Annotated in this window: 20 protein-coding genes; 11 read left to right on the top strand and 9 right to left on the bottom strand. The window is 67.1% G+C overall.

The window, feature by feature from the left end; translation table 11 throughout:
* Nucleotides 1–4: 4 nt before the first annotated feature.
* From Poly30_RS04865 to Poly30_RS04835, 7 genes are all read right to left on the bottom strand, one after another.
* Nucleotides 5–832, bottom strand: coding sequence for an MBL fold metallo-hydrolase (locus Poly30_RS04865; protein WP_145194901.1), 828 nt, complete (start codon nt 830–832; stop codon nt 5–7).
* 104 nt (nt 833–936) lie between these two features.
* Entirely contained in the window at nt 937–1695 is a 759-nt protein-coding gene (locus tag Poly30_RS04860; RefSeq protein WP_145194900.1) for a PilZ domain-containing protein, read from the bottom strand.
* An 81-nt stretch (nt 1696–1776) separates the two neighbouring features.
* On the bottom strand, nt 1777–2589 hold the full coding sequence (locus tag Poly30_RS04855) for a cyclic di-GMP-binding domain-containing protein, MshE-related (RefSeq protein ID WP_145194899.1): 813 nt from the start codon (nt 2587–2589) through the stop codon (nt 1777–1779).
* Nucleotides 2590–2772: 183 nt separating this feature from the next.
* On the bottom strand, nt 2773–3504 hold the full coding sequence (locus Poly30_RS04850) for a PilZ domain-containing protein (RefSeq protein ID WP_145194898.1): 732 nt from the start codon (nt 3502–3504) through the stop codon (nt 2773–2775).
* A gap of 124 nt (nt 3505–3628) precedes the next feature.
* Entirely contained in the window at nt 3629–4273 is a 645-nt protein-coding gene (locus Poly30_RS04845; RefSeq protein ID WP_145194897.1) for a hypothetical protein, read from the bottom strand.
* A 194-nt stretch (nt 4274–4467) separates the two neighbouring features.
* Nucleotides 4468–6150, bottom strand: coding sequence for a hypothetical protein (locus Poly30_RS04840; RefSeq protein WP_145194896.1), 1683 nt, complete (start codon nt 6148–6150; stop codon nt 4468–4470).
* A gap of 99 nt (nt 6151–6249) precedes the next feature.
* Nucleotides 6250–9177, bottom strand: coding sequence for a M14 family metallopeptidase (locus Poly30_RS04835; protein ID WP_145194895.1), 2928 nt, complete (start codon nt 9175–9177; stop codon nt 6250–6252).
* Nucleotides 9178–9266: 89 nt separating this feature from the next.
* Here Poly30_RS04835 and Poly30_RS04830 point away from each other — a divergent pair, with 89 nt between their 5' ends.
* From Poly30_RS04830 to Poly30_RS04820, 3 genes are all read left to right on the top strand, one after another.
* Nucleotides 9267–11036 (top strand): trypsin-like peptidase domain-containing protein, encoded by a 1770-nt coding sequence (locus Poly30_RS04830; RefSeq protein ID WP_419190969.1) that lies wholly within the window; start codon nt 9267–9269, stop codon nt 11034–11036.
* A 43-nt stretch (nt 11037–11079) separates the two neighbouring features.
* Nucleotides 11080–11847, top strand: coding sequence for a biotin--[acetyl-CoA-carboxylase] ligase (locus Poly30_RS04825; RefSeq protein ID WP_419190968.1), 768 nt, complete (start codon nt 11080–11082; stop codon nt 11845–11847).
* Between the two features lie 283 nt (nt 11848–12130).
* Nucleotides 12131–15931 (top strand): glycosyltransferase, encoded by a 3801-nt coding sequence (locus Poly30_RS04820; protein ID WP_145194892.1) that lies wholly within the window; start codon nt 12131–12133, stop codon nt 15929–15931.
* 46 nt (nt 15932–15977) lie between these two features.
* On the opposite strand, the gene Poly30_RS04815 is transcribed toward Poly30_RS04820, so the two are convergent.
* A complete protein-coding gene (locus tag Poly30_RS04815; RefSeq protein ID WP_145194891.1) occupies nt 15978–18077 on the bottom strand; it encodes a sulfatase in 2100 nt (699 codons plus the stop codon).
* 98 nt (nt 18078–18175) lie between these two features.
* Between Poly30_RS04815 and rph the strand changes: the two genes are divergently transcribed.
* The 3 genes from rph to lepA are packed head-to-tail and all read left to right on the top strand — an operon-like array spanning nt 18176 to nt 21391.
* On the top strand, nt 18176–18904 hold the full coding sequence (gene rph / locus Poly30_RS04810; RefSeq protein ID WP_145194890.1) for a ribonuclease PH: 729 nt from the start codon (nt 18176–18178) through the stop codon (nt 18902–18904).
* On the top strand, nt 18904–19563 hold the full coding sequence (rdgB, locus tag Poly30_RS04805; RefSeq protein WP_145194889.1) for an RdgB/HAM1 family non-canonical purine NTP pyrophosphatase: 660 nt from the start codon (nt 18904–18906) through the stop codon (nt 19561–19563). The genes rph and rdgB overlap by 1 nt, the downstream gene beginning before the upstream one ends.
* Before the next feature lie 34 nt (nt 19564–19597).
* Nucleotides 19598–21391 (top strand): translation elongation factor 4, encoded by a 1794-nt coding sequence (lepA, locus tag Poly30_RS04800; RefSeq protein ID WP_145194888.1) that lies wholly within the window; start codon nt 19598–19600, stop codon nt 21389–21391.
* 103 nt (nt 21392–21494) lie between these two features.
* On the opposite strand, the gene Poly30_RS04795 is transcribed toward lepA, so the two are convergent.
* Nucleotides 21495–22097 (bottom strand): type II secretion system protein, encoded by a 603-nt coding sequence (locus tag Poly30_RS04795; RefSeq protein ID WP_419190966.1) that lies wholly within the window; start codon nt 22095–22097, stop codon nt 21495–21497.
* A gap of 194 nt (nt 22098–22291) precedes the next feature.
* Between Poly30_RS04795 and Poly30_RS04790 the strand changes: the two genes are divergently transcribed.
* The 5 genes from Poly30_RS04790 (at nt 22292) to Poly30_RS04775 (ending at nt 26427) form a co-directional block, all read left to right on the top strand.
* Complete coding sequence (locus tag Poly30_RS04790; protein WP_145194886.1) at nt 22292–23986, top strand: amidohydrolase; 1695 nt, start codon at nt 22292–22294, stop codon at nt 23984–23986.
* Nucleotides 23987–24061: 75 nt separating this feature from the next.
* Nucleotides 24062–24193: a hypothetical protein gene (locus Poly30_RS28125; RefSeq protein WP_419190965.1), complete on the top strand. Its 132-nt coding sequence runs from the start codon at nt 24062–24064 to the stop codon at nt 24191–24193.
* A gap of 81 nt (nt 24194–24274) precedes the next feature.
* Nucleotides 24275–24496, top strand: a complete 222-nt coding sequence (locus tag Poly30_RS04785; RefSeq protein ID WP_145194885.1) for a globin family protein — start codon at nt 24275–24277, stop codon at nt 24494–24496.
* A gap of 54 nt (nt 24497–24550) precedes the next feature.
* Nucleotides 24551–25117, top strand: coding sequence for an HD domain-containing protein (locus tag Poly30_RS04780; protein WP_145194884.1), 567 nt, complete (start codon nt 24551–24553; stop codon nt 25115–25117).
* Between the two features lie 131 nt (nt 25118–25248).
* A complete protein-coding gene (locus Poly30_RS04775; protein WP_145194883.1) occupies nt 25249–26427 on the top strand; it encodes a CARDB domain-containing protein in 1179 nt (392 codons plus the stop codon).

Below are 26427 nucleotides of genomic sequence, written 5' to 3'. Positions count from 1 at the left end.
CAGGTCAGTCTTCGGCGCCGACCATCAAGCGGGTGCGCTCCAGGAGTTCGGGCGGCAGTTTCTCGGCCATGATCCGCCGGGCATCTGCGCGCGCATGCCGCGGTGAAACGTGGTTCAGGAGCAGCGCTCGACCGCTGAAATGGGCCGCTGCCTCGGCCACCTCGTCGATGTGCACGTGACCGCGATGGCGCGCCTCCTCGACGTCGATTCGATCATCGAAGAAAGTGCACTCCAGCACGAGCCGCTCGGCGCCCGCGACCTCGGGGTTCTCCAGCACGGCGTCGAGCCGCGTGTCTCCGGTGACCGCGAGGTCGATGCTTCGCACGGGAACGCTGACCTCGGTGCCGGCCAGGCGGAGATCTCGGATCTCATCGGGCGGGAGCCCCTGGAACTCCTCGGCGAGTCGCTTCGTCGTGCGCTCGAAGAAGTACCCCTGGGAGACGACGCGATGCCGGGTTCGAAAGGGGCGGATGGCGAGGTCCTGGCGGACCTGAAAGCGCTCCCCGGGGGCCAGCGACACCACGTTGGCGGCGAGGGCTCCCCCGTCGAGGCCGCGCCAGGCCCGCAGGAGTTCCTCCACCTGATCTTCGATGCCCGGTGGAACGAGGTAGGTCGCTGGCTCCATTCGTCGCAGGCCGCGCTGGGCGACGTGCTGTGCGATCGCCCCCAGGTGATCCACGTGGGCGTGGGTGATCAGGATCAGGTCCCGCGAGATGACACGGTCGAGGCAGATCCCGATGTCCACGGCCACCTTGAACGTCGGGATATCCAGGCACGATGCGAAGCCGCCGAGCGAGTAGCCGCCGACGTGCAGTCCATCGAGATCAATCATCGGTCGTGGTCGCTATCAGGCCTCAGCCAAGCCCGCCGGGGCCCAGGGAAGCACGGGGAATCCAGATAGCGCCGTGAACCGCGCCACGGAAACGCCTCTGGACCCTAATGATACGCGGAGTTGTACCGATCCATCTCGGCAATTCGCGCCTGGAGATAGTCGGAGTAGGCCGCGACCCCCTTGCGGACGTTGCGCTTGTTCTCACCCTCGGTCACGACCTCCATCGAAACGCCGACGCGGAATCCACGTGAGTCCTGCGTGACGTGGCGAACGATGGCGTAGTGCACCAGCGTGAAGTCGGTCTTGGGCACCCGGAGCACGAGTTCGACCGGCATGTCGAGTTCGAGCTGCGCGGCCAGGTCATGGGGCACGTAGAAGGACGCTCCGCCGCGCGAGAGGTCGTAGATATCGACCGTCTGCAGGATGTTGCCCCAGCCGAACTCGGCGTAGACCTTCTCCCCGAGCGCCGGCTTCGCGCGGCGAAACTGGCGACGGTTGAAGTACTTGTAGAACGAGTCGTCCAGCTGCTGGAACAGTGCTGCGCCGTCGGTGAACTCGAAGCCGAAACGCTTCGGCGTACGCTCGTTCGGCACCATTCGAACGATACCGAGGGCGCGGACGGACTTGACGGTCAAGGAGCTGAAGATCAGCTCGCGCTCGGAACCGATCTCCAGTTCTTGCGTGAGGTCTTCATCAAACTCGATGGCGACCCCGCCCGCGGAAAGATCGATCAGCGCACCGGAGACCGGAGCGCCGTTCGCGCAGATCAGTTTGACCCCCATGGCAGCGCTCTTTCCCGGGATTCTCCGGTAGTGGACGCGCTGGTCCTCGGGTGCGTTCTTGGTGAAGAGGCGACGAAGCATGGGAATGTGTGGCGGGGAGAGGGGAAGTATCGTCCGGATCGGGCGGCGGCGGTAGCGGCGGGGACTTCGCTACCGGCCGACCTACTTCCCGTCGAGCCAGTTGAGGCCTTGCCTGGGCAAGGGTTGGTGATCGTTCATGTGAGGCGCGGAGAGACCCGGCGCGTTCAGCCCGGGCTCCCGGGCAGGCAGCGGGGCCAGTGGGATGCCAGGGGCCCCCCCGGCGCCGCCTGGCGGCTCTTCGTGGGTCCCCTCCTGGACCTGGGGCATCGGCGGAAGCGGAGCTCCGGTCGACAGACCCGGCAATTGCGGCAGGGGCGCCAGGGGAATGGATCTCTTGCCGAACTGTGACTGTGGGCCAGCCGACCCGCGACGCGTCTCTTCACGCCGCGTCTCTGCCTTCTGAGCCTCCAAGACCTCGTCCAGCGTTCGCTGATCGATCGCGTTCATCGCGACGAGCACCTGGCCGAGGCGGCGCCCTTTGCTCACTCGCTGGAGAAGCAGCGCCTTGTGAACATGGTCCGGGCTGATGAGTCCCTTCCGAACCAGCATGTCGCCCACCTTCTCGGAATTGACGATGTGGAACACGCCGCCGGGCGCTTCGTTGGGCTGCGCCTCCATCACCTGGGCCTCGATGAAGCCAAGGAGTTCGCGCACCACCTGCACGGAGCGACTCTCGGTCAGCCCGCCTTCCATGATGACGAGGCCGAGCAGACGGCTGGCGATCTCCGACAGCGGGCCAAGGTCGCTGACATCGCTCCCCTCGATCGCGCTGGTGAGCCCGAGCAGCGAGTCGCGCGTATCGTAGAGCCGATTGCGGTCGCCGCGCTCGAAGGCCGTGAACGCGCGCTCGATCTCCTTCAGCCGGTCTCGAACAAGCTCCTGTGGTTTCAACATGGTTGGATCGGGTCGCCGGTTTTCGGGACGTTGGCCAGCGAGACCCCAAGGTCGGTTCGACGCTGGATCGGGAGAGACTCAAGGGGCCTCGAGGAAATCGAACGAACAGGTCTCAGAGCGCGACGGAACGGTGGCGGCTGCCCTCGCTTGTCTGTCGACCCGCTGGGAAGATCTTTCGGGTCCTCAACCACGGAGAAGCTGGCTCTGACGCTCCATGACGTAGCGCAGGATCGTCTCCGACTGGACCTCGGCGACGGCAGTGGCCCGCATGTCGATCATGAAACCGATTCTCTCGACGCCCTTGATGAAGGTTCGATGGATGAAGCGAAGCTGGAGATCCAGCGGGTCGGGGACACCGGGCAGCTCGAAGGTCGAGCGGACGCACTGGGTTTCCGACAGCTGGTACTCCTGACTGCCGGAGAGGCGGATGGCGAGTCCTGACGAGGAGAGATCGTTCACCGTGAAGCGAACGCGCTCTTCGGATCCCTTGGCGTAGAAGCTCGCCCGGAGCGGCTCCCCTCGATGATTGACCGGTGGGACGCGGAAGGCCCCTCGCCGGTTGAAGTAGCGCCACTGCGAGACATCCAGCTGCTGATACAGGCGGTCGCACTCCTTGAACAGAGCGCCGATGTGCACGAGCTCCCCCTCCGAGCGGAGTGAACGAATCTCCGAGCGAATGAAGAGCTGTGGCGCCTTCGGGTCGCCGATCTTCATCCTCAGCACGAGTTCGCTGCCCTCGGCCAGCCCCGCAGCCTCCTCCGCGCCGAGCGTGAACCCGCAGCCACGGGAACTGACATCGTCCATGCGAACTTTCACCGGTCCGGCGCTGAGTCCGACCCAGAGCATCCCCTGGCCCTCGGGGATGGACACCCGGTACGTCGATCGGTTCTCCGGAGAAAAGATAGGGAGCTTCATGGTCGTGTCGCCCCCTGCCCTGCGGCGGAATGGCGTCTCTCTCTCCACGTCGACCTCCCTTGAGCCGGGCCTTGACGAAAGAACCTAGGACTTCACCCCGAGGCCCAGGAAGAGATTTCGACGCTCAGAACGAAGTCGTCCAGCCGAAAACGACCCAGGCGAAGCGCATATCGCCGAGGCCGTCCAGCATCCCGAGGTCCTGGAGCCTGGAGACGGCGACCGTGGCGTGAAGCTTCGAGGCGTTCGTCAGCCTCTCCCGCCAGCATGCCTGAAGCAGAGCGTCGGAGAACCCACCGCGCGTCAGCTCGACGCCATGGATCGTCCGCACGCCATCGTCGTAAGGAGCCTCGCCAGCGCCCAGGTCGACGAGGAGCGGATACCCCAGGTCCAGGGGCCCGAGCTCTGGATCGAGCTGGGCCCGGCCGCTCCCCAGGGCGGTCAGGGAACCCGGACCGGAATCGAATGGGTCCTCAGGCTGGCGATGGAGGCTCCATCCCGTCCCCGCGGGAACGTCACTGTTCAGCTCCCTTCCAGCCACCCCATGGTCCGGCGACCGCCTCTCGGATGGGGCCTCGGCCGTCGGCAGGCTCTCGGGCGGCGTCCGCTGCTCGAAGGAATACGAGAGGTTGGCGGGCACCACGTCGACGACAGAGCGGACGGACGTGGCGCTACACGATGCCAGGCACGCAATCCCGGCCATCGCGAGGACGAGTGACGCGATTCGAGGCTTCCGAGGCTGGAAGCGAGGATGGACGGAGCGGCGCTGCATGGGTCGCGCTGCTCAGGAGGAACGGCTGGCCCGGCCGGGCTGACCTTCCTACGAGCAAGCTCCCATGGCATCGGCCTTCCAGCGGGCCAGACCTTCGCCGTTCCCAGGAGGAACCCTGATCGCTGACCCAGCCCGGGATCCGCGTCCCACAGGCGAGAAATCGACCCGGCGCGAAGGCGCAGAGGCGCCGGGAGTCAGCGATCCTTGCTGGTTCCCTGCGTCCGAAGTCGCCAGCCGACCTGGCGCGAAATCTGATGCGCGATGGCGGCCGCTGTGAACGCGCCCGGCAAGCGCACGAACGGCCTGTGACGCTCCAGGCAGGCCTCCTTGAAGCGCTGATACTCCGCCGCCGGGAGCCGAACCCCGAGCAGGATCAGATCCGCCCCTTCCGCATCGAGGATGCCGTCAAGCTTCGCCCAGCGCTCGACTGCATCGGCTTCGACCTCGATTTCGAGCCGCGTCAGCGTCTCTGCGCCGAGGCCCTCCAGGAGGCCTGACGTATCCGCTTCGGCCGTCGGCTCACAGCAGAGGACGACGTGCTTCCCGGCGAGGAGCTGGCGCATCTCCTCGAGCAGGTGCTCCACCTTCGCGGGATCCTGGTGGTCCCCCTCTTGCTGTCCCGGGCCATCAGACTTCGTCGCCGCGGCACCACCGCTGCGGGTGGGGGTCACCACGTGATCGCGGGTCCCGTCCAAAGGGTCGCCATCGACGGGGGCCATGCCTGATTCTGCCAGCAGTTCGTACACCTCTTCCTTGGTCCCGGAGTCCTTGAGCTTCGAGGCGTGGGGCCGCAGCGGCCTCAGAGCGTCGAGCACCCCCTTGTCCGTGACCGCGTTGCCGGCCTCGGACCAGCGCTCCAGCGCCTGACGAAGCGAGTCCACTTCGCTGTGAAGCGGCGCCTGATCGGCGACGATCTTGCCGACGTGGTAACGAATCTTGGAAAGGATCTGGCCGCGCTCACGCCGGGCATTGCGCTCCTCCATCGCGTCGCGCGCGGAGCGACGCATGCGCTCCTGAAGCCCGGAAGAGCCCGTCACGTCCGCGGGATCGTCCAGTCGCATGTGCCGATCGACGTAGATCCGGTAGCGGGTCGTCTGATCCTTCAACCAGAGGAAAACGTCGCGCTGGTCGCTATCGGTGCGAGTCGGAGCTTCCTGGAGACTGTGGAGTAGAGCCGACTGAGCTTCGGCGAGCAGGTAGAGAAAGGCAGGCGGCGGCCCTCCACGGAACGCACCGGACTCGTCGAGGTCCCGCGCGATCTCCGCGCCGGTCGCGACGGTTTCGTAGCAGTCCGCGATGTTCTCGAGCTTCGCCGCCGTGGCGGCGTCGACTTCGAACGCATCCGGCTCCGTCACTCGCTTGCCGAAGGGGAAGTCCAGCATCCAGGCGCTCGTATCCGGGAGCGCACCGAGTCGACTTCGGAGCGACTTCTCACGCGAAGCAGCCTGGGCCTCCAGGGCTGGCCGCTCCTCCTCGGGTGCTTGCTGGTTCTCGCGGCGCTGGAGGGCCAATCGACAGGCGGCCGCTTTCCAGCGGGCGCGCGTCACGACGACGGCGAGCGGCTCGGCGATGCGCCCATCCTGGCGCCCCTTGCCGTCGCTGCCGGTCCTCGCGCCTTCCCCGTCACGGGGCCGCCCCGGTGGCGTGAGCACGGTGTGAGCACCGGCCCCTTCGCCTGCGGTCGCGCGAGCCGACGGATGCTGCGCGCCTCCACCCGACCCGCCCGAATCGGTCCCTGCACCGAGTTCCGCGTGCAGATACGTCGTCAGCGTCCGCAACGACGCGGCCACCGCAGTGTCGTTGCGAGCCGCCGAGAGGCAGGCCCGCAGAAGAACGCTGGCAGCGTCCTGGACAGAGCGGGGAATGTCGTGCGTCACGATGGTGGCCGGGTCGGGCAAGGGGTGGGGACGGGATGGAAAAGGAGTTCCTGCCGAAGAGAACTCGTTCGAGGTCGATCCGGGTCGCCCTCGGCCATGTCAGTCGGTCATTCCGGGGCCGATGAGCACCGCGTTTCCGAACAAACGACTCGTACCCCTCCAAGAACCCCTGAATACGGGGGATGCTGCAAAAGAAATTACCTGGCCGCGACCGAGGGGCTCGACGGTGAGCCAGGCAGAGTCCGCGATTCGAACCCGCGCCTCTGGCCAGAGTAGCCCGGCCAGGCGAAGTTCGCTCGCGGACGCGAGACGCAGTGCCGGACGGACGGCCGGCATGAGCACCGTGTGTCCCGCAAATGGGACGGCGAGGTCCAGCGGCTGATCCTCTTCGTCGCCGTGAGCCCCCACGCCCGCCGTGATCCAGGCGGCGGGATCCATGCGGGCCCGCAGGATCACGCCCTCGGGCGAGAACTGCCGACGCCATTCATCGAGAGTTTCGGCGGCCGGGGATGCGGCTTTCGGTCCCTCCGCGTCGGGCGTCCCGGACTCCGGGGCCGGGGCAGCGCCAGGGGCCTGGCCAGGGGCCGAGTCCTGCTGGGGCGCCGTCGCGTCCGCAGCGTCGACAGCCCCTCCATAGAGATTCACCATATCAATAGCGATTTCGTAAGCCTTCCGCTCGCGCTCGGCGCGCCAACCGTATCCGTCCAGCTCCTCCAGCACGTCCCGGCGTCGCCGGTTCTCCGAAAGGCCCGAGTCTTCCTTGGCCACCGCGGCCGCCGTCGAGCCGATCACGATGAGCGTGCCGCCGCCGCGAACCCAGTCGACGAGCGCGTCCTTTCGCTCCGCGAGAATGGAACCCAGGCCCGGAGGCGCGATGAGCACGTTGTACCGGTCGAGGTCGACCCTCCGATCGCCCTGGGCATCCACGAGCGTGACGGGCACGCCGAGGTCCTGATCGAGATACGACCAGACGTGCCCGAAGTCCGTCCGCGAAACGGGCGTATTGGAGAACAGCGCCACCCGCGGCCGACGGAGGAGCTGGAAGTGCCCGCCGCCGAGGTCGGGTCCTTCGTCCGCGGATCGACCGGTGCTGACGCCATGGACGACCGCGCCGCTCTCTTGCGCGGCCTGCGCCACGATCGCCTCGATGCCCGCTTCGTTCTCGTGGCGGCGAAGCAGGAAACTACCGCGCGGTAGCGCCAGGGCGCCCGAGCCACCGCGGGCGCGGAAGTCCTCGTCGGAAACGTGTACCTGGGCGCCGAGTTCCATCGCGCGCGCCGCGAACGCCAGCGAACGGCTGTCGTCGCCATCCGCCACCCAGGCGTACGCAGACGCGAGGTCCCCGACGGGCCCCGAGGGCGCCACCAGTGGCCCGGCCGCGGTGGCGGCGACGCCTGGCGCATCGATCCAGAACCCCTGGACCCCGAACTGTCGTCCCAGATCCCAGCCGGTCACGTCATAGATCTTCGATCCCTGGCCACGTTCGATCGACGCGCGCTCCTTCGCGAGGAACTCCTCGTCGAGCCGCTGGTCGAAATCGAGGTAGGCACGAACCAGCGCCCCCTGGGGCTGCGCAGCGGGAACGATCCAGGTGCCCGCGGGGAACTCGAGCGTGTCGTCTCGCTCGCCGAGCGCGCCTTCGACGTACTTTGCCTCGAAGGCAGCATCGGCGCGCTGCACCTCGATGCCCTGCCCCAGAAGCGCGCGGAGAAAGCGCGCGTCACGGGTCACGTCGCGCGATGGTACGACGGCGAACGCGCGGCGGCCGAGCTTCGACTCGGGGTCCATCGCCAGGCGCCGGTGCGCCACGTAGTCCCCGAGGATGGCTTCCTTGTTCTGCGCGAACGTCATGAGGTTCGAGAGGCTCGCCGCGATCTGACCATGCACCGTTTCGCGGTACGACACGATCTCGCCGGACTCGCGCTGGAGCGGCGCGCCGATCGTGCGGCCCTGCTCGTACAGCATGCCGATGGCACCCGTCAGGCTCCCCCACGCGTCCGAATAGCCAGGATAGAGCGCATCCGCCCACTCGCGCGTGTAGTAGCCCCAGCCGAACGCATCGAACACACGCGCCGCATCCGCCGCGAGCAGGCTCTGCCAGTGGTTCAGTCGCTCGGGTAGATAGCCGTTGCGAGGCGAAGCCTGGGGATAGAACAGGAACGTGTCGAGCCCGCTCATCTCGTGTGCATCGACGAACAGCTGCGGCGGAAGCTCCAGGAGTCGCGCCCAGCGCCCGCGCGTCTCCGGGGCCTCGCCGGCCATCCAGTCGCGGTTCATGTCGAAGAGGTAGTGGTTGCCGCGGCCCCCGGGCCAGCGTCCGCGCTGCATCGCTCCATCGTCGAGGTTGGCGCGGTAGCCGGCGCTCTGCTCGACCATCGAGCGAATGCGCTCGCGACCATCCGGGTTGAGGCAGGGATCGAGCACCACGACCACGCGTTCGAGCGCGGCCACCACCGAGTCGTCGGTGCTGGCGGCGAGGTGATAGACGAACGGAACGGCGGCTTCCGACGCAGAGGTCTCGTCCCCGTGGATTCCGTAGCCCATCCACGCGACGCCGGGCTGGCCCTCGGCGAGGCCATCCACGACCTCGGCGCTCGCGAGGCGAGGATCGAAGAGGAGGCGAGCGTTCTCGCGGATCTCGTCCATGCGCGCGTGATTCGCGGGCGACGTGATCGTCACGGTGACGAGTTCGCGGCCTTCGAACGTGCGCCCGTAGGAAGACAGCTTCACGCGGTCCGACGTCGCCGCCATGGCGCGCAGCATCGTGAGGATCTCCGCGTGGCTGGCGAGCCTGCTGCCGATCGGCTGACCGAAGAGTTCCTCCGGGTCGGTGACCGCGGGATCGTACTCGGCGCCTTCGAAGAACGGAGTCGTCCACTCGTTCGCCGCATCGTCGCCGAACCGAATCGGCACCATCGGTCGCAGCACAGGTGACTGGCAGGCCGCCGCTGGATTCGCGGCGGCCTGGGCGACGATGGCGAAGGAAAGGCCAGCGATGGCCGGTAGGAACGACGGAGAGAACGACATCGAGAGCGCCAAAAAGAGGAGAGATGAATGAAACGGCCCCCGAGTCTATCGCGATCGGCGACCGAACTTCGCAAGCTTGGGTTCCAGGCATGAAAGACCCGTTCGCACCCCAGGCCGCCCTGCGCCTCAAGCCCGTCGATGTTCCCGGCTTCCCGGCCCCCATCGATCTGCGACGATCGTCGGGATCCGGCCGGGCGATCCCGGAGGGCGTGGAGGCCAGCTTGACCGTCGGGCGCGAAGCCGACAACGACGTCGCGCTGTCCGGCGGCGGCTTCCCGTCGGTCTCCAGCCACCACGCACGGTTCGAACTCCGCCATGGCGTGATGTGGGTCGTCGACCTGGGCTCGAAGAACGGTGTGCTCGTCGGCGGCCACGCGATCGACGGCGAGCAAAGGCTGGAGCTCGGCGACCAGGTGCGCCTCGGGAGCGTCGGTCCGAAGTTCCTCGTCGTGGGCGGGCGCTCGCTCGAGGAGACCGTGTTCGTCAAGGCGGACGGGATGCGCGACAGCGACGCGCGAGAGGTCGAGAAGATCGTCGAGCGCAGCACGCGGCGAACCCTGCGGCTGGCGGCCTTGCTCGGCGCCGTCGTGGTGGCAGCGATTGGCTTCGTCATCTGGGACCGCAACACGACGCGCGAAGAGCAGGAGACGCGCGACCTCGCCTACGAGGATGAGATCCGGGGCGCTGCCGCTCAGATCGCGGCGCTCGAAGCGCGCGAACGAGCGCGCGCGACCGAAGCGATCGACGCGGAGACCCGGCGCCGAGAGGAGATCGCGCGGCTGGAAGCCAGCCTGGCGGAGCGAACAGCCGAACTGGAGGCGACGCTCGAGGAGCGCTCCAGGGACGAGCAAGCCCTGGTCGCGCGCATCGCAGGACTCGAGACGACAGGGGCCTCGCGGGACGTCCTGGAACGGGTCGAACGCGACCTGGAAGAGGCGCGGGAAGAGATCGACCAAACTCGAGAGGATCTCACGGTGGCCCGTCGACGCGTCGATCTCTTCGATCCGGTAAACCTGGCCCAGGCTCGACTTTCCGGAGTCGGCCGCGTTCGAAGCAGCGTCGTTTTGATCGAGAACCGCGTCACGCTGCTCAATCGCAAGAACGGTATCACGCTGCACCTGGAGAGCCAGGGAAGCGGCGCCGGACGCACCGTCCTGCCGAACTACAGCGGCCGAGGCGAGGAGTTCGGACTCGAGTCGACCGGCTCGGGTTTCTGCGTCGACGCCGAGGGCTGGATCATCACGAACGCACACGTGATCTCTTCCCCTGACACCGAGCTACTCCGAGATCTGTCTCGCCCCGATGCCATCGAACAGGTGGTCGAACTCAACGTCGTCTTCTCGGGCGACTCCACCCGCCACCCGGCCAAGGTCTACGCGGTGGCGCCGGGTGACATCGACCTCGCGCTCGTGAAGATCGAGCCCTTCGAAGGCATGCCCACGCTGGAAGGCTTCCAGACGGACACGGCGCCGCCGGTTCCGGGAAGCGACATCTACCTCTTCGGGTTTCCGCTCGGACACATGGCCGTGCAAGAGGGTGAGACGGTGATCGCCTCGACGTTCCGCGGCATCCTCTCGAGGAACGTGGGCGGGCAGATGCAGGTCGACGCGGGCGTCCATCCGGGAAACAGCGGCGGGCCGATCACGGACTCGGACGGCCGCGTGGTGGGTGTGGTCGTGAGCGTTCAGGCGGGACCGGACCGCACCGCTGTCTACACGATCGGCTACGGCATCCCGATCGCGGACGCCGCGACGATCTGGCCGCCGGAGGTGAAGAGCGTCGGTGAGAAGAGTGAAGCCGAGGCCTCGCCCGCCGCGGGAAGTTCCGCGCCAGCAGGCGACAAGCCGTCGGATCGCTGACCCGCCATGAACCATGCGATGGCGCTGCTTTCGATACGGAATCGTGGACTCCACCAGTGACCGCGCGTTCGACGCCCTCGAGCGCGGCGACGGCCGCCACGGGGACGTGTTCATCGCGAACGCTCAACTCACCGGACGCGGCACCCGCGGTCGCCGCTGGGCGAGCCAGGAGGGCGGGCTCTACCTGAGCGTGATCCTGGAGTCACCGACGATCCCGCCGCCGGGGCTCTGGACCCTCGCAGGGGCTCTCGCCGCCCACGACGCGGCGTCACGATTCGGCGCCAGCGTGGACCTGGACTGGCCGAACGATCTCGTTTCCGACCGAGGCGCCAAGCTGGCAGGAGTCCTCGCGGAGTCGCGCGGCCTGCGACCGGGTGGGACCGCCATCTTCGTGCTCGGCATCGGGATGAACGTCATGGGCACGGTACCGTCGGAGAGCCTGGACCGCGACCGCCCCGTGATCAGCCTGGAGTCACTCGGAACCGCCGTGACCCTGGAAGCCGTCGAACTCCTTCTGCTCGCCGCGCTGGAAGTACGCGTCGACCAGGCGCTAGAGAACGTCGCTTCCCTCTACGACGACTTCTACGAACGCTGCGTCCAGCGCGGGAAAGGCGTGGTCGTGGACGTGGCGCAGACGCGGGTGGAGGGACGTTTCGATGGCCTGACTGCCGATGGATCCCTGAGAATCTTCGACGCGGCCGCCGGGAGCTACCGGAGAGTCTCGATGGCGCACGTTCGTTCGTTACGGACGGCCACGGCGAGCCCGGAGGACCGGGGCAACGACCAGGATGAGCGGCGCTCGCCTGAATGATTGAGTCTTCAGCAAAGTCGGTGACACGCGGAGAGTCATGGGCCGTGAGCAGCCCCTTCTGCCCCCCCGTCAGTCAGGCGACTGAGGCGCATCCCTCCCTCAGCACCCCCCCAGGACCCCACACTGGCAACAGAGCTCTGTTCCAGACCACGAGACCGGCGAGAAGAAGTTTCCACTTGCGGGCGGGTTCTGCCGGGTATTCCTCAAGCCCTCGGTGGATCGTCTCGATGGCAGATCGGTGTCGAGCCGGACGCATACCGCGTCCGGAGGCCCCCTCACTGCCATGGATTCCAACCGCACGGCCCCCAAGACTCCGCTGATCTCCGTCCTCGTCCCGACCCACGGGAGACCCGACCGCGTGAGGGCACTTCTCGCTCGTCTCGCGGCCCAGACGGTCCCGATGGATTCGTTCGAGCTGATCCTGATCGACGATGGCGGCGATCCTCCGGTCGCGATCGACGTGCGCGAGCTGGGCTTTGCCTGCACCGTGCTCCAGCGCAAGAACGCCGGGCCCGCGGCGGCACGGAACGCGGGCCTCGCCCAGGTGGCGGCTCCCCTGGTGCTGATCCTCAACGACGACGCCGTACCCGCGAGCGACCTGATCGAGCGCCACCTCGCCGCGCATGCCAGCGCCACGGGTAAGACCGCCGTGCTCGGCACGTTCCACTTCACCGAGGAAGCCCTCAGGAGTCCCCTCGTGCAGGTGCTGGACGCCACGGACAGGCTCTTCGCCTTCACGTCGCTCCAGCACGGCCAGCGCCATCCGTGGACCTACTTCTGGACGTGCAACATCAGTCTCCCCATCACGGCGCTCTTCGAAGTCGGTGGCTTCGACGAGGAGAACTTCGATCGGGCCATCTGCGAGGACGTCGAGATCGGCTTCCGACTCCAGAAAGCAGGCTGGAGCGTCCTCTACGACGAGCGCTGCGTCGCCCACCACGACCACGTGCTGACGCCCCGGGGATACGCCGCGCGCGCCTTTCAGCTCGGAATCTACCAGCACCGCCTCCGCACCAAGCACACCGCTGAGGCGCTCGGCCTGACGCCGTTTCCCAGCGACACGAAGGAACTCAAGAAGCAGCTCATGCAGGGGATCCAGGCTGGCCTGGCCCCCGCCGAGGCGTTCTTCGAGAAGCTCGAGGAGATCGAATCGAGCCTCGCGGGACGGGCGATTCCCGACGAGCTACTCCGCGAGATCGAAGCGGGGCTCGACCAGCACTCGGCGCCCTACTGCATGGCGGGGATCTACCAGGACCTGACCGGGATCGACCCGATCGCGGCCCTCGAAGCAGGAGCCACACCAGGGACCTCCGTCGCCGCGATCATCGTTTCCTACAACGCGCTCGCCAACACGCGGCGATGCGTCGAGTCCCTGCGAGCCGCCAGCGATCCGCGCTTCCCTCTGAGCCTGATCGTGGTCGACAATGGCTCGAACGACGGGAGCGCCGAGTGGCTGAGGGACCAGCCGGACGTACAGCTCGTTCTCAACGAAGCGAACCACGGCGCGCCGCGCGCTCGCAACCAGGGCCTGCGCCTGGTTCAGCCTGGCACCGACTGGATCGCCTTCTTCGACAACGACGTCGTCGTCCCGGAAGGCTGGATGGAGCGCGCTCTTTACCACGGAGCGGGAAGCCCCGACGTCGGCTCGATCGCTCTCTGCGCGAACCGCGCGTCGAAGCTCCAGGTAGTGCCCTACGAGGGCCCGTCGGATCAGCCGTCGATCAACGCGTTCGCGTCCGACCATGCCGCCGCGGCATTCCGCAAGGGCGACGATGCGACGCTCTTCACCTCCCTCGCGGTGCTGGTGCGGAGCGACGTGATGCAGCGCCTCGGCGGCTACGACGAGAGCTTCTCGCCGTGGGGTTTCGAGGACGACGACCTGGCCCTGCGCATCCGGCTCGCGGGCTACCGCAACCGCGTCGCCCAGGACACGTTCGTGTACCACGCCCACTACGACGGTCCCGCGAAGGAAGCCCGGCACGCGCAGTGGCTGCACCAGAACTGGAAGGCGTTCCTGGAGAAGTGGAGCCCCTCCGCCCTCGGATCGCCGCTCTTCGACTACTCGAAGGTCGTGCTGCCGCAGCTCGGACAGGCGACGGAGGCCCAGCTCTACTTCGCGCTCCCTGACGTGAACAGCCCGCCCCCGACCTGGCTCGGCCAGCCAGGGAGCGAACCCACCCCGTCCGCGGCTGACCGGCTGCCCGCCCATGAGATCGAGCCAGCCAGGACACCCGCGCGCACGACCCCGACGGACGGCCACCAGCGCGCGAACGTGCTCATCATGGGCTGCGGACGCAGCGGCACGAGCATGGTGACCGGTATGCTCGCGGACGCCGGCTGGAACGTCGGAGATCGACCCTACGAGCCGCGCCCCGCGAACCCCAAGGGGTTCTTCGAAACGGCAGAGATCAACGGCATCAACGAGTACCTTCTGTCGACGGCCGTCACCAACGAAGCGCCGCTGCGCAGTATGCAGCACTGGCTCGCCTACGCGCCCGAGCCGCTCGACCTCGAGGTCAGCCCGGGAATCCGCCATCGCATCGAAGCCCTCTCAAAGAAGGGCCCGTTCGCCTACAAGGACCCGCGATTCTGCTACACGCTGCCCGCATGGCGGCCGTCCATGCCGGACGCGAAGTACGTATGCATCTTCCGCGAGCCTAGCGCCAGCGCCGCGAGCATCGTCAAGGAGGTGGAGACCGAGGACTACCTCGCGGGCGTCGGGGTCGACTTCGAGCGCGCCGTCGAGATCTGGGATGCGATGTACCGTCAGATCCTGGACGTTCACAGCGAGGAAGGCGAGTGGCTCTTCCTGCACTTCGATCAGCTCTTCACGCCGGAAGGCGTGGCGAAGCTCGAGGCGTTCGTCGGAGCACCCGTCGCCGCCGACTTCCCCGAGCGCCGCTTCCAGCGCAGCGCGAGCACGAGGCCCGTGGCGGCGTCCGTGGGGCGCACGTTCGAGGAACTCTGCCAGCGAGCGGGCGCGACCGATGCGCCCGCCATCGCCGTCCAGCCCGAGCCGACCTCGGTGCAGGAGGTCGACGCACCGGAGCTGTCCGTGCTGATCTGCACCTACCAGCGCAAGGAGACCCTCCTGCGCTGTCTCGCCTCGTTCGAGAACCAGACGGCGGTCGGTCGCTACGAGATCCTCGTCGTGAACGACGGCGCCACGGACGGGACGAAGGAAGCGCTCGATCGCTGGGAAGCGAAGGTTCCGCTGCGCATCTTGCACCGCGAGAACGGCGGTCTCGCCGCGGCTCGGAACACCGGCCTGCGGGAAGCGCGCGGTGAGTACGTCCTCCTGGTCAACGACGACACGATCGCGTCGCCCGAGCTCGTGGCGCAGCACCTCGCAGCTCACGCGAAGTACGGTCCGAATCGAGCTGTCCTCGGCACCTTCGAGCAGCCGCGCGCCGCGCTCGACAACGCGCTGATGCGCGTCATCGAGGAGACGACGCTCGTATTCTGCTACCAGGGCCTCGACCCGAACCGGCTCCACGATTGGAACCGATTCTGGACGTGCAACGTGAGCGTCAGCCTCGAGGACGTACGCCGTGTCGGCCTCTTCGACGAGTCGTTCCGGCACTACGGCTGCGAGGACACGGACCTCGCCTACCGCCTCGAGAAGGAGTGCGGAACGCGCGTGGTGTATGCGCCGCTGGCGCGCGCCGAGCACGAGCACATCCTTACCTTCCAGGACCTCCGGCACCGCAGCCGCACCGTGAGCTCCGCCTACGTGCGCTTCTTCGCGAAGCATCCTGAAGCCCTGACCCATCCGTCGTGGCGGCATCTCAGCCAGCATTCCGTCGCCGCGAAGGAGGAGATGCTCGTCCGGACGCTGCCCGACCGCGCCCGGGCCGAGGCGTTCGCCGAGGAACTCAGCCGCATCGATCTCGGCGATCTGGAGCGTGCGGGCCCGGAGGGGTTCGAGCTGGCCGACGCGATCGTGGCGCGACTCAAGGCCTACCTCGCCGAGCTCAACTTCCTGTGGTGGGCCGAAGGCGAAGTCGAGGCGACGGCGCAGGGGGTCGGAGTGGCGAAGAGCGCAACTTCCGCGAAAGCGAAGCCAGCGCTCGTGGCGGGCTGAGAGCCTGAGCAAGCCCGGGTCGGGCTCGACGGCGGAGTCGAATCCGCTACTTCCCGCCCTCGGCAGCGACCGCTGCCTCGAGCAGCTCGCGACCGTTCGGCTCGGTGAACCCCAGGTTCCAGGGGCTTTCCACCCACGGGACCGCGGCCTCTCCTTCCGAGCTCTTTCCGTCGGCGCCTTCCTTGGGGGCGCCGTGAAACTCCGGCGCCCACCAGGACGCCATCTGCTCCGGCCCTTCGGAATACCCCATGGACGCCAGCTTCTCCAGCACCCTGGGATCGACGTCATGGTTCATCGGGTTCATGCCGGTGATCTCGGCGGCCTCCACCCATTCGATGAGCCGGGCGCGCATCTCCTTTGCTCGCTCGTACTCGACGGCCACGAGGTTCTTGCGGCAGCCCGGATCGAGCTTCGTGTCATAGAGGTAGCAGCTTCCGAGCGCGTGGATACGGCCCGAGGAATCGACGTCGCGCTCGCGCAGGAACATCTCCAGTAGCCAGTCGCCCCTGGAGTACGAGGCCGAGCCTCCGTGGGCCGCCATCGCGAAGCGATCGCGCTCCGCTGGCACGACGCCGGGGGCGAGAGGGATCTCAGGACCTTCGATCCCGGCAGCGGGCAGTTCGAGCAATTCCAGCAGGCGACGGGCGATCCCGCGGTTCTCTACGGGCTCGGTGACGACGGTCCCTGGCTCGACCTCGGCGTCTCGAATGGCCAGCGGAACGTGCAGCATCGGATAGAACGCGCCCGAGTGATCCCACCAGACGTCGCGCTCGCCCAGGCCTTCGCCGTGGTCGGCCGTCACGACCACGGTGGCGGCGTCGAAGCGATCGTTCTCCAGAAGCTGCCCGAAAAGATCGTCGAGGTACTCGACCCCACCGCCGTACAGAGCCGTGACGAAGGCGGGGTCCTTGAACCCGGCGTTCTTCACCCAGGCGGGCTCGACGCGCAGGGGAGCCCGGATGTGCGATTCCCCGGCGTAGGGATCGGGACGTCCCTCCAGGAGCTGGCGAAGCTTCGAGTCCGGCAGGCGATAGGGCGCATGGGGATCGAACAGGTGGACCCAGAGAAACAGGGGCGAACCGGCCGCGTCCTCGATCCAGTCCCTGGCGACGCGAAGAGTCTCCTCCCCCGGGCGCGCGAAGTCGGGCGTCGTGTCGAGGCGCTGAAAGCCCTGGCCCAGACCGCTCAGCTCATGGCCGAGGTGAAAAGCGCTGAGGACCGCATAGGTCTGGTAGCCCGCCGCCTCGAAGGACTCCGCGAGGGTCGTCGCCGAATGATGAAGCGGCGTGTGGTTGTCCACGATCTTGCTGTCGCGCGGGGAAACCCCGGTCATCAGCGAGACGTGCGATGGATTCGTGACGTTGGTCGCCGAGTAGCAGTTGGTGTAAAGGACCCCCTCGGACGCGATCCGATCGAAATGGGGCGTCCGCGACACGGAATCAGGCCGGATGGCAGAGAAGTGGTCCGCGCGGCTCGTATCGAAAGTGACGAAGAGCACGGTCGGAGGCGTCGGTCCTCCAAGTTCGCGGACCCGCGCGTTCCCGACGAGGATCTCTCCGGCGCCGCCCTTCGCGACGCGGAGTACGATCTGGTCGAGGCGAACGTCCGCGTCCACCGGGAGGACGATCGTCGACCAGCCCGATGCGAGGTCGATGCGCTGGACGGCGGCCGAGCCGGTGTCCAGCTCGATGGCCAGCCTTGCGGACTCAGCGGCGCCGATCGCCGCCACGTCGAGGGAGATGACGCTGCCTTCGGAGCGCGTGGACGCTGGGGGCGCGAACCGCCACGCAAGCGAGTACTCGACGCCGGGGAGCATGCGGCCACACTGACGGTAGTCGCCTTCGAGCTGGAAGAACGCGGTCGCGCCGCCGACCGGGGGAACGGCGCTGGCATCGACGAGAACCGGGCTGTTCGACGCGGACTCCTCGCGCGCCGCCTGGACCGCGTTCGCCTGCGCCTCGCCCCCCCTGGGGCCCGGGAAGACGACCAGTGCCAGGTCGCGCTCGGGAGTACGACTGACCTGTGCGCTGGAGCCTCGGCCTTCGGGGGCAGGGGCAGCCCCATCGCCGCCGCCACAGGAGCCGAGCCCCGTGGCCAGGGCCACCGCTGCACAGGTCCAGAGGAGTCTGATCTTCGCCGTATCCATCGCCCAATACGGTACCCGAGGACGCCCTCCAGCGACTAAGCTGCTCGCCCCCAAACCCCGCCAGCATCCGCCAGATCCCCAGCCCGAGACCCAGCCCCATGCAACGAAGCGACGGCCGCAGCCCCGACCAACTTCGCCCGGTTACGTTCCAGCGCCGCTTCACGAAGCGCGCCGAGGGCTCCGTGCTCGCCTCCTTCGGCGAGACCCAGGTCCTCTGCACCGCCATCGTCCAGGACGGGGTGCCGCGCTTCCTCAAGGGCACCGGTAAGGGCTGGATCACGGCCGAATACTCGATGCTCCCGAGCTCGACCCATGAGCGGAAGCAGCGCGACCGGGGTGGCCGCGTCGACGGGCGCGGCGTGGAGATCCAGCGGCTCATCGGTCGCGCGCTCCGGGCCGTGGTCGATATGAAAGCCCTGACGGAGCGAACGATCTGGATCGACTGCGACGTCATCCAGGCCGACGGCGGCACCCGCACGACCGCCATCAGCGGTGCGTACGTCGCGCTCCACGACGCGCTCACGACGATGGACGAGAAGAGGCTCCTCAAGAAGTGGCCGCTCACGACCCAGCTCGGCGCGGTCTCCGTGGGCGTCGTCCAGAAGACGCCGATGGTCGACCTCTGCTACCAGGAAGACAGCAAGGCCGAGAGCGACATGAACCTCGTCATGACCGGCACCGGCGAGTTCGTCGAGATCCAGGGAGCGGCCGAGGCGGCCCCGTTCAACCGCGCGGAGCTGAACCAGCTCCTCGATCTGGGCCAGGCCGGGATCGAGGAGATCTTCGAGATCCAGAAAGCAGCCCTGGCCGGGCCACTTCCCGCCTGATGAAACCTATTGCTGGCCACCTGACGAAGCTGCTCCTCGCCTCGGGCAATCAGAAGAAGCTCGCCGAACTGCGCAGTATCACCGCACCCCTGGGTGTCCAGGTGCTCTCCCCCACGGACATCGGGGGGTTGCCGGACGTGGAAGAGGACGGCGAGACCTTCGCCGCGAACGCGGCGAAGAAGGCCTCCGCTGGCGCGCGCTACGCCGGGCTGTGGACCCTGGCGGACGATTCCGGACTGACCGTGGACGCACTGGATGGTGCCCCAGGGGTCTATTCCGCGAGGTACGCGGGCGTCCACGGTGACGACGAGGCGAACAACGCTCGCCTGCTGAAGGAACTCTCGGCGGTCCCGGATGAGGACCGAGGAGCCTCTTTCGTCTGCGCCCTGGCTCTGGCGAGGCCAGACTCGGGCGAAATCGCGTACGAGACCGAAGGACGTACTTTCGGGGAGATCCTTCGGGAGGCGCAGGGCGAGGGCGGATTCGGATACGATCCGCTCTTCCGGTTCACCGAGCCCGGCTTTCCGGTTACGGGGATGGTCTTCGCACGCCTCAGGGCCGAAGAGAAAGCCTCCGTCAGCCACCGCGGCCGCGCTCTCCGGGCACTGGAGCCAGCATTGGCCGACTTGTTACTGGCCCGGCTCCCCCAAGACTCCTGACCCCAAGCGCTGGCATCACCGCCCGCACCCGCACGTGGATCCCAAGTACATCCGCAACTTCTCGATCATCGCTCACATCGACCATGGCAAGTCGACGCTGGCAGATCGCATGCTCGAATTGACCGGCACCGTGCAGAAGCGCGAGATGAAGGAGCAGCTTCTCGACGACATGGAGCTGGAGCGCGAGCGCGGCATCACGATCAAGGCCCACGCGGTCACCGTCGTCCACCGCAAGGACGGCCAGGACTACGTCTTCAACCTGATCGACACGCCCGGGCACGTCGACTTCAACTACGAGGTCGAGAAGTCGATGCAGGCCTGCGAGGGCGCGATCCTGCTCGTCGACGCCAGTCAGGGCGTCGAGGCGCAAACCGTCGCCAACGCGTACCTCGCCATCGAAGCGAACCTCGAGATCTTGACGGTGTTGAACAAGGTCGATCTCGGGCACGCTCGCCCCGAGGAGATCGCCGAGGAGATCGAGAACAGCCTCGCGATCGAGGCCACCGACGCGGCGCGGATCTCCGCCAAGACGGGCCTCGGCGTGCCGGAAGTGCTCGACCGCATCGTCGACGCGTTCCCTGCGCCGAAAGGCGACCCGAATGCACAGCTGCGCGCGCTGATCTTCGACGCGGTCTACGACGAGTACCGCGGCGTCATCGTCTACCTCCGTGTCTTCGACGGAACGCTGCGCAAGAAGGACCGCGTGCTCATGATCGGCACGGACAAGAAGTTCGAGGCGGTCGACATCGGCGTGTTCAGCCCGAAGATGATCTCGCGGGATCAGCTCTCCGTGGGTGAGGTCGGCTACTTCGTGTCGAACATCAAGACGCTCGGCGACGTGCGGATCGGCGACACGTTGACGCTGGAGCGAGGCCCTACGCCCGAGATGTTGCCCGGCTACAAGGAGCCGCGGCATATGGTGTTCGCGGACTTCTACCCGACGAACCCCAAGGACTACGTGACGATGCGCGATGCGCTCGACACGCTGTCGCTCTCCGATTCGTCGTTCTCCTACGAGGCCGTGACCTCCGAGGCACTGGGCTTCGGGTATCGCTGCGGCTTCCTGGGCCTGCTGCACATGGAGATCATCCAGCAGCGACTGGAGCGCGAGCACGACCTGGACATGATCCAGACGGCGCCTTCCGTGACCTACAAGATCACCTTCCCGGATGGATCCGAGAAGATGATCAGCTCGCCGGGCGCTCTTCCCTCACCGGACAAGTTCGACCAGGTGCTCGAGCCGATCGTTCGCGTCGCCATGATCGTCCCGTCTGACTACATCGGCGTCACGATGACGATCTCCAACGACCACCGCGGGGTCTTCGTGCGCCAGGAGCACCTGTCACCCACCCGCGTCCAGCTGATCTACGACATCCCGCTGGCGGAGATCATGTACGACTTCTACGACAAGCTGAAGTCGGCGACGCGCGGCTTCGGCACGCTCAACTACGAGCTGACCGGCTTCGAGCCCGCGGATCTCGTGAAGCTCTCGATCCTCGTCAACGGCGACGAGGTCGACGCGCTCTGCGCGATCGTGCACAAGTCCTTCGCCGACCCGCGTGGCCGAGCCATCCTGAAGAAGCTGAGGGCCGAAATTCCCCGGCACATGTTCGAGGTGCGGCTCCAGGCCGCGATCGGCTCGCGCATCATCGCCCGCGAGAGCATCGCGGCGCTCCGGAAGGACGTGACGGCGAAGTGCTACGGCGGCGACATCTCGCGTAAGCGCAAGCTGCTCGAGAAGCAGAAGGCGGGTAAGCGCCGGATGCGCCAGGTCGGCAACGTCGAGATCCCGCAGAAGGCGTTCCTGAGCGTTCTCGGCTCCGAGTGACGCATGGCGGACCCGAACGACCAGCGGCCGCGGCCCCCTTCCTCGGGGAGCCGCGGCCGCTGGTCGCAATCGGTGAAGTCAGCGACTCCCCTGGGGCCGGAGATCAGTTCTCGAGGAGGAGGATCGTGAGGCGCTGGCTGGCCTCCTGGTACTCGACCCTGCCCGAGTCGGACCAGGTTCCCGGCAGAGCCTCGTCGAAGGCGCGGTCGACCTTTTCGGCGACCTCCAGGCTGACCGTCCAGAACGTCATGACGCAGCCCTGGTTGCCGATCACGTCGGTCGTCCCGTCGCCGTCCATGTCGAAGCCGTTGTTGTTGGCGTAGGCAGCGGGGATCGTGTTGTAGATGTGGACCTGACCGCCGGTCGGGTTCCACGAGCGACGGATCGGATCCGTGATGTAGGGGCCATCCCACCCGGCGACGCCGGGGTCCTGCGAGAGACGGTGATAGGTCGCACCTTGGTAGCCGGAGTACTCACGCGGGAGCTGGTTGGTGTCCTGCTGATAGAGAGTCACGGGCGTCCGGAGGTTCTCGACCGTACTGATGATCTTCGCGGCCCTTGCCTTGTCGGTCATGCCCGAGGCGCGCATGGAGACCACTCCGACGAGGATGGTCATGATGGTCATCGTGATGACGAGTTCGACGAGCGAGAAGCCGCTCCTCGAGGTGGACGTGGTGCGCATGCGGCGGGTGGCGGTGACTTTCATAGGTCTGGGTGGATGAGACGGCCGGGGGTCCGGGGACGAGGCTCCTGCCTGGCACATCGACGGCGCCGGGCGCGGCGCTGAACGCGACCAGGGGCCTCGTAAAGGATTCCTCCGTCCCTGCTCCGCAAAGAGACAGCCCGGGCTCAGCCTGATACGGTTTGAGTCCTTTCGTACCGTCTCCCAGGGACATCCCCATGCTGACCACCACTCTTCTCGTCGCAGCCCTTGGCGCTGCCCTCCCCTCCCAGGACGCCGCTGCGGAGGCACCAGGCGCTGTCGCCACCCTGGTCTTGACCGGCGGTCGCGTCGTCGTCGTCGACGAAGCCGGAATTGAGGCCGAAGCGATCGCCGTGAACGGAGATCGGATCCTTCAGATCGGGACCGTCGATGAAATCGCGGGCCTCGTCGGTGACGACACGCGCGTCATCCAGCTCGACGGCCGGCTGGCGATCCCTGGCTTCATCGAAGGGCACGGCCATTTTTTCGGCGTCGGCGATGCGGCGATGCAGCTCGACCTGCGCCAGGCAGCGAGCTGGGACCAGATCGTCGCTCAGGTGGAAGCGGCGGCGAAGGAGCTGCCGAAGGGCTCGCTGATCCGCGGGCGCGGTTGGCACCAGGAGAAGTGGACCAAGACGCCGATGGACGCCGTCGACGGCCTTCCTCACCACCGGACCCTGTCGGCGGTGTCGCCGGATCACCCGGTGGTTCTCATCCACGCGAGCGGACACGCGTCCTTCGCGAACGCGGCCGCGATGGAGCTGTGCGGTATCAACTCGGAGACCGCGGATCCGGAGGGCGGCGAGATCGTGCATGACGCCGAGGGCAAGCCCCTCGGTGCGTTCCGCGAGACCGCCACCGGGCTACTGCGGCAGGCCTTTCTGCGCGCGCGGCAGCCGGACCCGCGGCGCGTGGCGCGACTGGCCGTCGGCGAATGCTTGCGCAAGGGCGTGACGAGCTTCCAGGACCTCGGTGCGAAGTTCTCGGAGCTGGGCGTGCTGCGCGCCATGGCAGACGCGGGCGACCTCGACGTTCGCCTCTGGCTGGCGCTTCGTGAGCCGGTCGAGGACCTCAACGAGAACCTGCCCGGGGCGAAGGTGACGGGCTACGGCAACCACCACCTGACCGTCGGCGGGATCAAGCGCTCGATCGACGGCGCGCTGGGCTCCCACGGCGCGTGGCTCCTGGAACCCTACGCGGACCTCGCGACGAGTTCCGGCCTGAATACCGTCACGATCGAAGATGTCCGTGCGTGCGCGGAGGTGGCCGTCCAGCACGGTCTCCAGCTCTGTGTGCACGCCATCGGCGATCGCGCGAACCGCGAGACGCTCAACATCTTCGAGCGAGCCTTCGGCGACGACGCGGCGCGCAAGGGGCTTCGCTGGCGCGTCGAGCACGCCCAGCACCTGCACCCCGACGACGTTCCGCGCTTCGGCAAGCTCGGCGTGATCGCGGCGATGCAGGGCATCCACTGCACCTCGGACGCGCCCTGGGTCTACCGCCGGCTCGGCGCGGACCGGGCAGAGAGCGGCGCCTACCTCTGGCGCGACCTTCTGGATACGGGCGCCGTCGTCATGAACGGCACGGATGCGCCGGTGGAGGATCTCGATCCCATCGCGAGCTACCACGCCAGCGTGACCCGGCGGCTCTCCGACGGGAGCACCTTCTTCCCCGAGCAGTCGATGACCCGGATGGAGGCGCTGCGCTCCTACACGATCTCGAACGCCTACGGCGCCTTCGAGGAGGATCTCAAGGGCTCCCTCGAGCCTGGCAAGCTGGCGGACATCGTCATCCTGTCGAAGGACATCCTCGCCTGTCCTGATGACGAGATCCTGGACGCCAAGATCGATGCGACGGTCGTGGGTGGCGAGGTTCTCTACGAGCGCAAGTAACGGGCCGATCCCGATGTGGCTCCAGACCCCCCATCGGCTTCAGCGGGTCGAGCCGCTGCGCCGATGGGATCGAATGTGAAGCCCTATGACTTGCTGCTCGATCCCGATGTGATCCGTCGCGTGAACGTGCACTTCTACGACCTCGTGTACGACGACCCATGGCTCGGCCGCTACTTTGCGGGCGCCGAAAAGGAGTTTCTCGTCTAGCAACAGACGGACTTCATCACGGGCGCCATCGGCGGGCCGAAGCGCTTCTCGGGGCGCGTCCCCTCGGAAGCGCACCCGCACATGATGGTGACGGACGAGCTGTTCGATCATCGCGGCGCCCTTCTCCGGGCCAGCTTCGAAGCAGCGGGCGCGCCTTACGTCCTCGTCGAGGCCTGGCTGCGCATCGATGAAGCCCACCGCGGAGCCATCGTGAAGGGCCATGTTTCCGAGTGTCGCCCGCGCTGGCGCAACGACCCCATCCTCGACTTTCCGGAGCCGGGTTCGCGCAGGTCCGCGGGATGAGGCGGATCTCGCCTCGTCGGCGGGGGCGATCGACGGGGTGATAGACTGGTCGCCATGACGACACTCACCCGAGACGAGGCCTACGAGCTCCTCCGTTCCTGGACCGACTCCGAGGCCCTGATGACGCATGCGCGCTCCGTCGAGGTCGTGATGCGTGCAGCGGCCCACCGCTACGGAAGCGGCGAAGGTGACGTCGAAGCCTACGGACTCGCGGGGCTCCTACACGACGCCGACTACGACCGCTGGCCCGAAGAGCATCCAGCACGCATCGTGGCGTGGCTGAACGAGCGCGGCGAGACGACGATCGCCCACGCGATCAGCGCTCACTACACGAAGTGGGGCGTCTCCTACGACACGCAGATCGACAGGGCACTGCTCGCTTGCGATGAGCTGACCGGGTTCGTCGGCGCCTGCTGTTTCGTGCGTCCCGAGGGAATCTCGACGCTCGAACCGAAGAGCGTGAAGAAGAAGCTGAAGCAGAAGTCGTTCGCCGCGGGCGTCGATCGAGACGAGGTCGCAGCGGGCGTCGAGATGCTCGGCGTCGAACTCGGGGAGCACATCCAGTTCATCATCGACGCGCTGAAACCCCACGCCGAAGAGCTGGGCCTCTCCGGCACCTGAGGAGCAGATCTCAAGAGGCTTTTATCCTCTGCTGAGGCTCATCGGAAGCGTTGTGAGAGGGTGTCGTCGCGGCGGGGGCGTAAGCGCCCCCTTGCATTCTACAAACTCCCGAACCCCGGCCACGCTGCTCGATGCTCCTCGCTCTCTCCCTACTCCTGACGCCAGCCCCCTCGCCTCTTCTACCTGTCATCCAGGGAACCGTGGACATCGTCGTTCAGGGCGTGTTCCTCGAGCCAGGTGATGATCAGGTCTCGCCTGGCGACAACGTCACCGTCGAGTTCTCCGCCTACAGCACGGGCGGCGAACAGGAGAACGTCGATATTGGCTATTTCCTCTCGTCCGATGCTGCTTTCGACAGCAGTGACGTGCTGCTCGACACCGACGAGATTGACGTCGAACCCGGCGACATCGAGGACGAGAGCGAGCAGATCCCGATTCCGTCAGGCACCGCTTCGGGCTGCTACTACATCCTCGTCGTGGCGGACTATCCTGGCTTCTACCCCGAGCCCGACGAGCTGAACAACGTCGGCAGTGCGAGTATCGCCGTCGATACGACCCTCTCGGCCTGTTCCGGGAACACAGCGAACCTGAAGCCCGCCAACGCAACGATCAACGTGGGTGCGGTGCCTGCTGGCCTCTCGGTGTCGACGAACGTCGACCTGCGCAACTCAGGCGACTCGGCTGCCTGGAACGTCGAGTTCGCCTGGTACCTTTCCAGCAACAACACGTACGACGGGCCTGGCGCGGAAACACTGCTGGCAGCGATCCAGATTCCATCGCTTCCCGCGGGCTCCGAGCAGGCACTTCCGCGGAGTCTCTCGATACCCGCCGGTACCGCGCCTGGTACCTACTTCGTCTACTTCGTCGTCGACCCATCAGACACCGTGACGGAGCTCAACGAAGGCGACAATGTCCGTGGGCGCCGCTTGATCGTCTCTGATCCCGCCGTCAGCTATTACGCGTTCGACGCTGGCGGGCCGAACATCGGACAGATCACGTCGATCGACACGCCAACCGTCGGTGCCCCCTTCGAGGTGAGCGTGCGCGACATCGATAGCGGCGGCTCGGGCCTCGTGTTTGCTTCCTTGACCCAGGTGTCAGCGCCGCGATTCGGCGGAACCATCCTCGCCGATCTGGCCACGACCGAGGTCTTTGCGCCTTTCGCCCTCAACCAGGGGCGTGTCACCCTCGACGTGGATCTGCCAGCTGGCATGAGCGGCTCCACGCTCTTCTTCCAGGCGGCCGCCAGGGACTTCTCGCAGACCCAGAACGTCGCGCTGACCAACGGCATGAAGGTGGTCCTGCCCTGA

It is taken from the genome of Saltatorellus ferox, assembly GCA_007751475.1.
Lineage (GTDB): Bacteria > Planctomycetota > UBA1135 > UBA1135.
This window is presented reverse-complemented; position numbering and strand designations above follow the sequence as displayed.